13 protein-coding genes are annotated in these 12395 nt (G+C 67.5%); 10 read left to right on the top strand and 3 right to left on the bottom strand.

The window, feature by feature from the left end:
- Positions 1 to 129: 129 nt before the first annotated feature.
- The 3 genes from ACLQI9_RS29370 to ACLQI9_RS29380 form a co-directional block, all read right to left on the bottom strand.
- Positions 130 to 423: a hypothetical protein gene (locus tag ACLQI9_RS29370; protein WP_442392532.1), complete on the bottom strand. Its 294-nt coding sequence runs from the start codon at positions 421 to 423 to the stop codon at positions 130 to 132.
- Positions 424 to 443: 20 nt separating this feature from the next.
- Positions 444 to 2276 (bottom strand): flavin-containing monooxygenase, encoded by a 1833-nt coding sequence (locus ACLQI9_RS29375; RefSeq protein WP_442392534.1) that lies wholly within the window; start codon positions 2274 to 2276, stop codon positions 444 to 446.
- Positions 2277 to 2468: 192 nt separating this feature from the next.
- Positions 2469 to 3182 carry a VIT1/CCC1 transporter family protein gene (locus ACLQI9_RS29380; RefSeq protein WP_442392535.1) on the bottom strand — a complete coding sequence of 238 codons (714 nt, stop codon included), beginning with the start codon at positions 3180 to 3182 and terminating at the stop codon, positions 2469 to 2471.
- Positions 3183 to 3241: 59 nt separating this feature from the next.
- On the opposite strand from ACLQI9_RS29380, the gene ACLQI9_RS29385 reads away from it, so the two are divergent.
- The 10 genes from ACLQI9_RS29385 (at position 3242) to ACLQI9_RS29430 (ending at position 12394) form a co-directional block, all read left to right on the top strand.
- Positions 3242 to 3697, top strand: a complete 456-nt coding sequence (locus ACLQI9_RS29385; RefSeq protein WP_442392537.1) for a nitroreductase family deazaflavin-dependent oxidoreductase — start codon at positions 3242 to 3244, stop codon at positions 3695 to 3697.
- 4 nt (positions 3698 to 3701) lie between these two features.
- On the top strand, positions 3702 to 4604 hold the full coding sequence (locus ACLQI9_RS29390; RefSeq protein ID WP_442392539.1) for a 1,4-dihydroxy-2-naphthoyl-CoA synthase: 903 nt from the start codon (positions 3702 to 3704) through the stop codon (positions 4602 to 4604).
- 96 nt (positions 4605 to 4700) lie between these two features.
- Positions 4701 to 5588 (top strand): SDR family oxidoreductase, encoded by an 888-nt coding sequence (locus ACLQI9_RS29395; protein ID WP_442392541.1) that lies wholly within the window; start codon positions 4701 to 4703, stop codon positions 5586 to 5588.
- A gap of 13 nt (positions 5589 to 5601) precedes the next feature.
- A complete protein-coding gene (locus ACLQI9_RS29400) occupies positions 5602 to 6009 on the top strand; it encodes a VOC family protein (protein WP_442392543.1) in 408 nt (135 codons plus the stop codon).
- A gap of 95 nt (positions 6010 to 6104) precedes the next feature.
- Entirely contained in the window at positions 6105 to 7352 is a 1248-nt protein-coding gene (locus tag ACLQI9_RS29405; RefSeq protein ID WP_442392544.1) for an anion permease, read from the top strand.
- The gene (locus ACLQI9_RS29410; RefSeq protein ID WP_442392546.1) at positions 7349 to 7642 is read left to right on the top strand and encodes a hypothetical protein; all 294 of its coding nucleotides are present in this window, start codon (positions 7349 to 7351) and stop codon (positions 7640 to 7642) included. Before ACLQI9_RS29405 ends, ACLQI9_RS29410 begins: the two co-directional genes overlap by 4 nt.
- Positions 7643 to 7702: 60 nt before the next feature.
- Positions 7703 to 8005 (top strand): DUF3349 domain-containing protein, encoded by a 303-nt coding sequence (locus ACLQI9_RS29415; protein ID WP_442392548.1) that lies wholly within the window; start codon positions 7703 to 7705, stop codon positions 8003 to 8005.
- Positions 8006 to 8097: 92 nt separating this feature from the next.
- Entirely contained in the window at positions 8098 to 9159 is a 1062-nt protein-coding gene (gene menE / locus ACLQI9_RS29420) for an o-succinylbenzoate--CoA ligase (RefSeq protein ID WP_442392623.1), read from the top strand.
- 126 nt (positions 9160 to 9285) lie between these two features.
- On the top strand, positions 9286 to 11022 hold the full coding sequence (locus ACLQI9_RS29425; protein ID WP_442392550.1) for an NAD-binding protein: 1737 nt from the start codon (positions 9286 to 9288) through the stop codon (positions 11020 to 11022).
- Between the two features lie 19 nt (positions 11023 to 11041).
- Positions 11042 to 12394: a hypothetical protein gene (locus ACLQI9_RS29430; protein ID WP_442392552.1), complete on the top strand. Its 1353-nt coding sequence runs from the start codon at positions 11042 to 11044 to the stop codon at positions 12392 to 12394.
- Position 12395: the final 1 nt, after the last annotated feature.

Here is a 12395-nt window from a genome sequence, read left to right on the forward strand (position 1 = left end):
ACACTGCCGCGAGCAGACACAAAAGCCCCCGACACGCCAAAGGTTTGGGCGCTTTTGTGTCTGCTCGGCACCAGTTGGGTCAGGACGACCAGGACCCGATCCCACCGACTTTGTCGATGTGGATGTGCGTCACGAATCCCGGCGGCGCGTTGTCCGGCGGAAAGGTGTTCGGGTCAGCGAGACCGCCAGCACGAGCTGCACCTGGGCGAAGTTCAGCACCCGGTTGGCCCGGTAGATCAGTGCCATCCCGACTGCCACGAGCGCGCCGAGCAGCCCGACGATGACGCCCTGCAGCACCACCCCGAACGGCATCGGGAAGAAGATCAGCTGTACGGCGAGAACGGCCAGCGCCGGGATGACGGTCGCGCCGACCCAACGCACGCGTGCCATCGGGTCGCCCGCCGTCGCTGACTGTGTCGTCACTCCTCGCCCGTCGGCCTCGGTCAGCCGATGCTTTGCGCTGCGGCCGCGTTGGCGCGGAACTCGAGGCCCTCGAACTCCCCCGACCGCCGCCAGGCGTCGATGTAGTGGAAGTAGGCGACTGGACCGCCCGGATAGCGGCCCTCGTTGAGCAGCTCGCGGCGCCCCATCGGCTTGCCCTCGTTGTTGTAGTAACCGGGCGTGCAGTGGGGATCGTCGAGGAACGACTGCGGGGCGGCTTCGAGCATCTGGACCCACGACTGCTCAGCGCCCTCGCTCACCTCGACCTCGTCCGCGCCGTCCTCGAGCGCATGCGCGACGACCGCGGCGATCGTCGTACCCGCTTCGACCAGGTTGTGGGTGATGTTGGAGATCAGGTAGGCGCCCTGCTTCGGCCCCACGATGAACAGGTTGGGGAAGCCGTGTGAGTGGATGCCGTGCAGGGTCTGCATGCCGTCCGCCCAGTGCTCCGAGAGCCGGCGCCCATCGCGCCCGGTCGCGTCAAAGCCGGATCGTCGCGAATACTCCGTGCCGACCTCGAAGCCGGACGCAAAGATCAGGCAGTCGAGCTCGTAGTGCACCCCGCCGACCCAGACGCCGGTCTCGTCGATGGCCTCGACGCCCTGCCCGTCGCTGTCGACCAGATGGACGTTCGGCTCGTTGTAGGCCTGCAGGTATTCGTCGTGGAAGCACGGTCGCTTGCAGAGCTGGCGATACCAAGGTTTCAGGGCCTCGGCGGTCTTGTGGTCGGTGACGACGGCGTCGACCCGGGCCCGGATCTCGGTCATCTTCGCGTCGTCGCTCTCCTCGTACGCCCGCCGGAACCCATCGGGCCCGAACACCGGGCCCGCTTCGGTCATGTGACTGACCACCCGGTCGCGGATCCGTTGCCCGATGTCGGTCCAGCCGTCCATGACCAGGTCCTGATCGGCGAAGCCGCCAGAATACAGGACGGTGAAGTTCATCAGCCACTTCTGCTGCCAGCCGGGTTCGAGCGAGTCAAAGAGCTCCGAATCGAGCCGATAGTTGTTGCGGACGTCGATCGACGACGGCGTCCGTTGGAAGACGAACAGCTCCCCGGCCGCCTGCGCCAGGTGCGGGATGCACTGCACGGCGGTCGCGCCGGTCCCGATGATGCCGACCCGCTGGTCGCCCAGCTTGTCCATCGGCGCGCCGGTGAAGTCACCCCCGGTGTAGTCGTAGTCCCAGCGGCTGGTGTGGAAGCAGTGTCCGCCGAAGGTCTCGATGCCGGGGGTGCCGGGGAGCTTCGGCCGGTGCAACGGGCCAGTGCCCATCGTGACGAACCTGGCCCGGATCCGGTCGCCACGGTTCGTCTCGACAATCCAGCGCGACGACCTCTCGTCCCACGCCAGGTTCGTGACCTCGGTCGAGAACAGCGCGTTCTCATACAGGTCGAACTGGCGGGCGATCCGCTGCGCATGACCGAAGATCTCGGGCGCGAAGGTGTACTTCCGGGTGGGGCGGTGCCCGGTCTCTTCGAGCAGCGGCAGGTAGACCATCGCGGCGGTGTCGCACATGGCGCCGGGGTAGCGGTTCCAGTACCACGCCCCGCCGACGTCACCGCCGCCCTCGATCAGGCGTACGTCGGAAACGCCCGCCTGCTTCAGCCGAGCGCTGGTGACCAGCCCGGAGAAGCCGCCGCCGATGACGGCCACGGTGACCTCGTCGGAGCGCGACGCGCGGTCGACCGGCTCGGTGTACGGGTCGCCCAGCAGGTGCGCGAGCCGGCCGGTCGGCTCGAGGTATTGCGCGTTGCCGTCGGGCCGCAGCCGCTTCGTCCGCTCGTCGAGGTACCTCGCCCGCAGCGCCTCGCGGTCGATCGGCCCGGTGTCCATCTGCACATTATGACCGGATGACCGCTCGCGGCCGAAATCGAACCTCGTTCTGGTTCATCGTCTGGCCGGGCCGGTCTGGCTGTCGTATCGTCCGCCCTGCAGGCCGGGGGGCGGCTGGACGCGGTCAGCCCGCCCGAGGCAAGCCCGCAGTACCGCCACGGCGTCGAGAGGTTCATTGAGAGGCGCTGATGGTCAGGTGATCGCAGCCCCGACCAGATGACCTATCGCGTACGTGATCGCCAGGGCCAAGCCGCCGCCGACGAAATTTCGAAGTACTGCACGGTTTTTCGGCGCCCCGCCCAGGCCCGCCGACACCGCCCCGGTGACCACCAGCGCCAGCAGCACTGCCGCGACGGTGACCGGGATCCGCAGTGCAATCGGTGCGCCAAGAATTGCGATCAGTGGCAGCACCGCCCCAACACTGAACGACAAGGCCGACGACAGCGCGGCCTGCCACGGGTTGGTCAGCTCAGAGGGATCGAAGCCCAGCTCCACTTCGGCGTGCGCGGCGATCGGGTCATGGTCGGTGAGTTCCTCGGCGACGGTCCGTGCTGTCGCCGGCGACAAACCCTTGGCTTCATAGAGTGCGGCGAGTTCGTCCAACTCGGCGCTGGGGTCCGCGCGAAGCTCTCGGCGTTCCTGCCGCAGCAGCGCCTCTTCGGTGTCGCGCTGCGCGCTGACCGACACGTACTCGCCCAACGCCATCGACACCGCGCCGGCGGCCAACCCGGCGACTCCCGCGGTCATGATCGGGGCGCGAGCGACGGTCGCCGCGGCCACGCCCACGACGATGCCCGCGGTTGACACGATCCCGTCGTTGGCGCCGAGCACCCCGGCGCGCAGCCAATTCAATCGGGCCGAGACCGAACCCAGATGAGGCTCATGCGGATGCGGTTTAGCGGTCACGGAGCCACACATTAGGCCTTGCCGAAGCGCTATCCAAGGTGACGGGTAACGTCGCCGGTATGTCCGGCAGCAAACCAGTCCGGCCGCCATGGTGGCTGAAACCGGCGAACAAGGTCGTCATCCAGATGTCGCGACTGGGCATGAGTTTCGGCGGCGAGAGCCCGGTCGTGCTGACCGTGCCCGGACGCAAATCGGGACGCGGGCGATCGACCCCGGTCACCCCGATGAGCGTCGACGGTCAGGAGTACGTCGTCGCCGGATTCCCCGGCGCCGACTGGGTGGCCAACGTGCGAGCCGCAGGACAGGCCAGGCTGGCCCGCGGCGGGAATGTACGGCGGGTGAACATGGTGGAATTGTCGACAGACGATGCGCGGCCGCTGCTGCGGGTATTTCCGACCGAGGTGCCCACCGGTGTCGGTTTCATGAAGCGGGCTGGACTCGTCACCGAAGGCAGGCCTGAGGAATTCGAGGCGCTGGCCGGCCGCTGCGCGGTGTTCCGGTTGGACCCGGTGTAACCCGATGAGCGACAATCCTTTTCACGCTGAGGACTGGAAGCCGGTCGACGGGTTCGCTGAGCTGACCGATATCACGTATCACCGCCACGTCGCCGACGCCACCGTGCGAGTGGCGTTCAATCGGCCCGAGGTGCGTAACGCGTTTCGCCCGCACACGGTCGACGAGCTCTACCGGGCGCTCGATCACGCCCGGATGTCGCCCGACGTCGGAGTGGTGCTGCTGACCGGAAACGGGCCGTCACCCAAGGACGGGGGTTGGGCGTTTTGCTCCGGCGGGGATCAACGCATCCGCGGGCGCAGCGGCTACCAGTACGCCGCCGGCGAGACCGCCGACACCGTCGACGCCGCCCGGGCGGGCCGACTGCACATCCTCGAGGTGCAGCGGCTGATCCGGTTCATGCCCAAGGTGGTGATCTGCCTGGTCAACGGGTGGGCGGCCGGCGGCGGGCACAGCCTGCACGTGGTGTGCGACCTGACCCTGGCCAGCCGCGACCACGCCCGGTTCAAGCAGACCGACGCCGACGTCGGCAGCTTCGACGGCGGCTACGGCAGCGCATACCTGGCCCGGCAGGTCGGCCAGAAGTTCGCCCGCGAGATCTTCTTCCTCGGCCGTGACTACACCGCCGAGCAGATGCACGCGATGGGCGCGGTCAACGCCGTTGTCAGCCACGCCGAACTGGAGTCGGTGGGTGTCCGATGGGCGGCCGAGATCAACGCGAAATCGCCTCAGGCGCAACGGATGCTGAAGTATGCGTTCAACCTGCTCGACGACGGATTGGTGGGCCAGCAACTGTTCGCCGGCGAGGCCACCCGGCTGGCCTACATGACCGACGAAGCCGTCGAAGGCCGCGACGCATTCCTGGAGAAGCGGCCTCCCGATTGGAGCGGGTTCCCGCGCTACTTCTAGCGACGCCGAGTGTCACGCCAGCGTGGCACTGGGATGCGAGCGCCACGCCAGCGTGACGCTCGGTGCAGGTAGGGCATCCCCCTAGACTCCCGAACTGTGAGCAAAAACCCGCTTCGACGATTGACCGAGCAGTTCGTGCTGGCCACCATGCGCCCGCCCATCGCGGCGCGACTCGCGGCGTACCGCCCGACCGCGAAATCTGTCGACCTCGAGGGCAAGCGCGTCCTGCTCACCGGAGCGTCGTCGGGAATCGGGGAGAGCGCCGCCGAGGAGTTCGCCCGCCGCGGCGCCACCGTGGTGGTCGCTGCCCGCCGTAAGGACCTGCTGGAGGCGCTGGTAGGCCGAATCGAAGACGACGGCGGTACCGCGATCGCTATCCCCTGCGATCTGTCCGACCTGGACGCCGTCGACGCACTGGCCGCCGACGTCGAGGAGCGTCTTGGCGGAGTGGACATCCTGATCAACAACGCCGGTCGCTCGATTCGCCGACCGCTGGCCGAGTCGCTTGAACGCTGGCACGACGTCGAGCGGACGATTGTGCTCAACTATTACTCGCCGCTGCGGCTGATCCGCGGGCTCGCGCCCGGGATGCTGCAGCGCGGCGACGGCCACATCATCAACGTGGCGACCTGGGGGGTCTTCAGCGAGGCGTCACCGCTGTTCTCGGTGTACAACGCGTCGAAGGCCGCGCTGTCCGCGGTCAGCCGGGTGATCGAAACCGAATGGGCGACAAAGGGTGTGCACTCGACCACGCTGTACTACCCGCTGGTGGCTACCCCGATGATCGCGCCGACGAAGCAATACCAAGGGCTGCCGGCGTTGACGTCACAAGAGGCCGCCGGCTGGATGATCACAGCGGCGCGCACCCGGCCGGTCCGGATCGCGCCGCGGATGGCCGTCTTCTCGCAGGCGCTGGACACCATCGGTCCCGGTTTGGCGACCACGATGATACGGCGGCAGCGGCTTCAGCCCGGCGACGCGTGATAAACACGAAGGTATGGAAATTCTCGCCAGCCGGATGTTGTTCCGGCCGGCGGACTATCAGCGGTCGCTGAGCTTTTACCGCGACCAGCTTGGCTTGGCGATCGCTCGTGAGTACGGCGCGGGCACCGTGTTCTACGCCGGCCAGTCACTGATCGAGCTGGCCGGCCACGGCGCGCCGGACCACCCGGCCGGGCCTTTCCCCGGCGCGCTGTGGCTGCAAGTGCGCGACGTTGCCGCGACGCAGGCGGAGCTGGAGAGCAGAGGCGTGTCGATCGCCCGCGAGGCCCGCCGCGAACCATGGGGTCTGCATGAAATGCATGTCACCGATCCCGACGGCGTAACCGTGATCTTCGTCCAGATACCCGGTGATCACCCACTACGCCGCGACACTCGTGGTGAACGTCGCAATCCCGAAGGTTAACCCGAAGCAAACATCTGGCGACGAGTGCAAAATACCTTGTCTTCGCATCACCGTTCTTTCGACAACACCACCCACCTACCCCCAGAATTAGGCCCGTGAACCTCCAGTTGTTCCTTCTGATCATCGTCGTGATCACCGCCCTCGCATTCGATTACACGAACGGGTTTCACGACACCGCAAATGCCATGGCCACCTCCATCGCCAGTGGCGCGCTCTCGCCGAAGGCCGCGGTAACGCTCTCGGCCGTGCTGAACCTTGGCGGAGCGTTCCTGTCCACCGCTGTCGCCGGAACAATCGCCAAGGACTTGGTGAACGGTCACCTGGTGACCTTGCAACTGGTCTTCGCCGGTCTGGTCGGCGGGATCGTCTGGAACCTGATGACCTGGCTGCTGGGTATCCCGTCGAGCTCCTCGCATGCCCTGGTCGGCGGCATCGTCGGCGCCATGATCGCCGCCGTCGGCGGACACGGGGTGATCTGGACCGGTGTGGTGTCGCGCGTACTGATCCCGGCCCTGGTGTCGGTGGTGTTGGCCGGGCTGGTCGGTGCGGTCGGCACCTGGCTGGTCTACCGGCTCGCCCGCGGCGTCCCGGAGAAGCGCAGCGAGGCCGCTTTCCGCCGCGGCCAGATCTTCTCGGCGTCGCTGGTCTCGCTGGCACACGGCACCAACGACGCGCAGAAGACGATGGGCGTGATCTTCCTGGCGCTGATCTCTTACGGCGCGGTCAGCCGGACAGCCGCCCTGCCGCCCATGTGGGTCATCGTGGCCTGCGCTTGCGCGATGGCACTGGGTACCTACACCGGCGGCTGGCGGATCATCCGCACCATGGGCAAGGGACTCGTCGAGATCAGCTCGCCGCAAGGCATGGCCGCCGAATCGTCTTCGGCGGTCATCATTCTGCTGTCCGCTCACTTCGGGTACGCGCTGTCCACCACTCAGGTGGTAACCGGATCCGTGCTCGGCAGCGGGGTGGGCAAACCCGAAGCAGAGGTGCGCTGGGGGGTTGCCGGCCGCATGGCCGTCGCCTGGCTGATCACGCTGCCCGCCGCCGGTGCCGTCGGTGCCATCACCTACTGGGTGGTCCACTCGATCGGTGGCTTCTTCGGCTCGATCGTCGGCTTCGCTCTGCTGGTGGCGACGGCCGCGGCCATCTACCTGCGGTCGCGCAAGACGAAGGTAGACCACAACAACGTCAACGCCGAGTGGAAGGGCGACCTGACCGCCGGGCTCGACGAGGACGGCCAGCCGACGGCCAACGTCGGCGCGGAAGTCCCCGGCGGGAACGGAAAGGTTACCGACGCCGCTCCCGGCACCGCCCCGGCGAAGAAAGCAGGCATGCCATGAGCACTTGGTTCAACTACGAGGCTTCGTTGAAGATCCTGCTCTTCGGTTTGGTCCTCGGTAGCGGGCTGCCTGCGCTGTTCGCACTCGGCGTGCGGGCGGGCGCCGCGGGCGCCGGTGTCGAGGGCTCCGATGGCACTGCCGTGGGGCACAAGAATCCGGCGCTGACCGCTCTCAGCTACGCGTTGTACGCGTTGGCGCTGGCCGCGGTCGTGATCGGCGTGTTGTACGTCGCCCGGGACTTCATCGGCTACCACACCGGCTGGTGTATCCTCGGCGCCAAACCCGCGTAACATTCAAATTCATTCGCTGATCAGGCTTAACCAACGCCTTGCGGGGGAAGTTGAGGCAGTGTGAACCGATTTCTGACCTCGATAGTGGCCTGGCTCCGCGCCGGGTATCCAGAGGGCATACCACCCACCGACTACTTTCCGGTGCTCGCCCTGCTGTCGCGTCGGCTGTCCAACGATGAGGTCAAGGCGGTGGCCCGCGAACTGATGCAGCAGGGCAACGTCGACGACATCGACATCGGTGTGTTGATCACCCAGATGACCGACGAGCTGCCGTCGCCGGACGACATCGAGCGGGTGCGGGCACGCCTGGCTGCCAAGGGTTGGCCGTTGGACGATGCTCGCGACGGCGAGGAGGCCGGATAGCCGTCCTGCGCGCGTTCGCCGTGGCGCAGGGCTCTTCGGCGCGCCCGCTGCTCGCGGCCCTGGAGCAGGTTCTGGACGGCCGTGCGTCTGCACTGCTGCCGTTGCCTGCCGGTGCCGATCGCCGGTCGACATTGTCGGCGCTGCGGGTGGGCGAAGCGATCGACGACGACATCGCCGTAGTGGTCACGACGTCGGGAACCACCGGCGCGCCCAAGGGTGCGCTGCTCACCGCTGCCGCGCTGACCGCCAGCGCGGCGGCCACCCATGACCGTCTCGGCGGGCCGGGCCGGTGGCTGCTGGCTTTGCCGCCGTATCACATCGCCGGTGTGCAGGTGCTGGTGCGCAGCCTCCTGGCGGGCACCGTTCCGGTCGGGCTGGACGTGTCGGCCGGCTTCGACGTCAGCGGATTGCCTTCTGCTGTAGACGAACTCGGCTCCGGTCGGCGCTACACGGCGCTGGTGTCCACGCAGCTGGCCAAGGCGCTGACGGATCCCGCGGCCGCTGCGGCGCTGGCCGAGTTAGACGCCGTGCTGGTTGGCGGCGGACCGGCCCCACGACCGATCCTGGACGCCGCCGCAGCCGCGGATATTACGGTGGTCCGGACCTACGGGATGAGCGAAACCGCCGGCGGCTGTGTATATGACGGTGTCCCGCTCGACGGCGTCAAGGTCCGGGTAGACGCCGACGGCCGGATCGTGATCGGGGGCCCGACCCTGGCCAAGGGCTATCGCAACCCACCCGACTCCGACCCGTTCGCCGAGCCGGGCTGGTTTCGCACCGACGATATTGGTGCTGTTGATGATTCGGGCGTACTCAGCGTGCTGGGCCGAGCCGACGAGGCGATCAGCACGGGCGGGTTGACCGTGCTGCCGCAGCCCGTGGAGGCGGCGCTGCGGACCCACCCCGCGGTGTCCGACTGCGCGGTTTTCGGGCTGGCCGACGAGCGGTTGGGCCAGCGGGTGGTCGCTGCCGTCGTGCTGGCCGATGGTCACATTCCGCCTTCGCTCGAGGAGTTGCGGGCACACGTCATGCACACTCTGGATCGCACCGCCGCGCCCCGCGAGCTGCATATCGTCGACGCGCTGCCAATGCGCGGCATCGGCAAGGTGGATCGGCAGGCACTGGCAGGCCAAGCCGGGAAACGGTTGTCCTAGAAGACTGGACGCCCGCGTCAGCGCGCGGAGTTGTTAATGCCGGATGACATAATGAGTCGATGGGCCGGTCCGAAATCTTGGAGAACTCGGTCGCCTTCGGGCTTTCCTTCAGGAGCGTACGAGAGCATGCACCGCCACATCATTGTTAGTGGTGACGATGCGCTGGCCATGACGATCATCGATGAGCTGAAAAACGCCGGAGTGACGATCGCCAGGCTGGCCAACCTCGACCTGTCCGAGGCCGGGGTTTCTCGTGAACTCGCCCTCGCCGAGGTCGGTCATGCGCTCGCCGTCGTCTGCGCCGGGGACGACGACGCGGTAAATCTTGAAATCGCGCTGCTGGCAAGGAAAGCCAACCCGAACGCGCGCGTGGTGGCACGGCTGGCCAACGACGTGCTGCGCGAAGCGATCGCCGACGACAACGGGCCCGGCGCGATCTTGAACGTCGCCGAACTGGCGGCGCCGTCAGTGGTCGAGGCATGTCTGGAACACACCACGCACCAATTCGAAGCCGCGGGCATCGAGTTCGTCGTCTCAGGCGGCGAGGCATACCGCGACGCCACGCTGCGCGAGCTGTACGGGGATCTGGCCCCGGTAGGGGTGATTCACGGCGATGGCTCCCCCACCCCCGGCGAGCTGGAGGTCTGCCCGAGCCGGGACCAGCGGGTGCACGCCGGTGATTGGACGATGATGGTCGGCACCGCCGACGAGGTGGCCGCCCAAGGAATCAAGATCCGAGGCATGAGACGCACGCGAACGCGCCAGCCGCGGCTGCGGCGCGCATTCGATGCCGTCCGGGCGCTGGTCAACGACTTCAACCCGGCGTTTTATCCAATAGTGGCCGGCACTCTGGTGCTGCTGAGTCTCTCCACGGTGTTGTTGCGGTTCGGCTACCAGGCCCCGCCGCGGATGGGCTGGGTCGACGCGGTCTACTTCACCATCGAGACGATGACCACGACCGGCTACGGCGACTTCAGCTTCGTGCACCAGCCCACCTGGCTGCGAGTGTTCGCCACCCTCCTGATGTTCAGCGGGGTGACCACCACCGCTTTGTTGGTCGCGTTCGTCGCCGACGTGCTGCTGTCGCGCCGCTTCGTTTTCGGGTCCGCACGCCCGCGGGTGCGTCATCTGCGCAACCACATTGTCGTCGTCGGATTGAGCGCGCTTGCCATCCGCGTGATCAGCGATCTGACCGCCGCCGGCTACGACGTGGCGGTGATCGAGAAAAACGAGGAGAACAGCTTCTTGTCGGTGGTACAGAAGCTCGACGTGCCGGTGATCTTCGGCGACGCCACGTTAGGTCAGACACTCCGATCGGCGCGAGTGGATCACGCCCGCGCGGTAGCGGTGCTGACTCGCGACGACATGACCAACATCGAAACCGGGATCGTGCTCACCGAGATGCTGGGCACCAAGGTTCGGCCCGGGCTCAACTGGACCGATGTTCCGCTGGTACTGCGCGTCTATGACAACACGCTGGGTTTCGCGGTGGCGCAGCGGTTCGGCTTTGAAAACGTGCGCTCCACCGTCGAGCTGGCCGCGCCGTGGTTCATAGGCGCCGCGGTCGGTCTGCAGGTGCTGGGCACGTTCTCGGTCGGGCAACGCTCCTTTGTGGTCGGCGGGATGCAGGTGGCGCGCGGCAGCGAACTCGACGGCCTGCGCATGTTCGAACTGTCCACCCAGACCCGGGTCATTGCCATCACCCGGCCCAGTGCACTGGTCAAGCTGCACCCCCGCCGCGACGCCCGACTGCACGCCGACGACACCGTCTACCTCGTCGGTCCCTACCGCGAACTGCTCGACACGCTGCGCAAAGGACGGCCACCTCAACAACCCGCGGCCGACGCGCCTGCGCACAACTAGGTCGGGCGGCTTACCGGTCGTGAGGATCGCCCGCCGAGAAGCAATCGCGATTGCGATCGGGTTGGTCCTGGTTGCGGCCGCATTCGTGTTGCCCCGCCTGAACTGGGGCATCAGGTCGCGGCTGCACAACGCGCCGGACCGTTTCGGCTGGCATGCCGGCGCTGCCCCGATCTTCGGCTGGTTCAACGCCCACGTCGGCTGGGGCACCGGACCCGCGATTCTACTCGCGCTGGCCGCGGTGGTGTGGGGACCCGTTGTGGCGCAGCGACTTTCGTGGCGGGCGCTGCCTCTGGTCGCGTGGGCCACATCGTTCGCGTGGGCGTTCGCGCTGGCGATGATCGACGGCTGGCAACGCGGCTTCGCCAGCCGGTTGACCGACAAGGACGAGTATCTGGCGCAGGTGCCGGGCATCACCGACATCCCGGTGGCCCTGCGTACGTTCTCCAGCCGGATCCTGGATTTTCAGCCGAACTCGTGGATCACCCACGTCTCCGGTCACCCGCCGGGGGCGCTGCTGACCTTCGTGTGGCTGGACCGCATCGGACTGGGCGGCGGCGCGTGGGCCGGGTTGATGTGCGTGCTGGTCGGGTCGAGTGCCGCCGCCGCAATCGTGATCACCCTGCGGGCTCTGGCCGACGAGCCGACTGCGCGCCGCGCCGCGCCGTTCGTCGCGGTGGCACCCACCGCGATCTGGATCGCGGTCTCCGCCGACGGGTACTTCGCCGGGGTCGCCGCCTGGGGTATCGCACTGCTGACATTGGCCGCGCACGGCACGGTTCGGTTCCCTGCGCTGGTGGCGGCCGCGGCGGGATTGCTGCTCGGCTGGGCGGTGTTCCTCAGCTACGGCCTGACGTTGATGGCGTTTCCGGCGCTGGCGGTACTGGTGTGCGCCACCGGCTGGCGCTCGGCGCTACGGGCACTGGGGCCGGCAATTCTGGCCGCAGCCGCGGTTGCGGCGGCGTTCGCCGCTACCGGCTTCTGCTGGTTTGACGGCTATGCCCTTGTGCAGCAGCGCTATTGGCAGGGCATTGCCCATGATCGGCCGTTCCAGTACTGGAGCTGGGCCAACCTGGCTGCGGTGGTGTGCGCGATCGGCTTGGGCAGCGTCGCCGGGCTCAGCCGGGTCTTCGACCTGGCCGCGATACGTCGGCGGTCGGGCCTGCACCTGCTGATCCTGGCGATGCTGGTCGCCATTGTCTGCGCGGACTTGAGCATGCTGAGCAAGGCCGAGACCGAACGGATCTGGCTGCCGTTCACCGTCTGGCTGACCTCCGCGCCGGCGCTGCTGCCGCAGCGGTCTGAGCGGCTGTGGCTGGCGCTCAACGTCGTCGGGGCGCTGTTGCTGAACAGCCTGATCTTCACCCACTGGTAGA

This window comes from Mycobacterium sp., from assembly GCF_052143115.1.
GTDB lineage: Bacteria > Actinomycetota > Actinomycetes > Mycobacteriales > Mycobacteriaceae > Mycobacterium.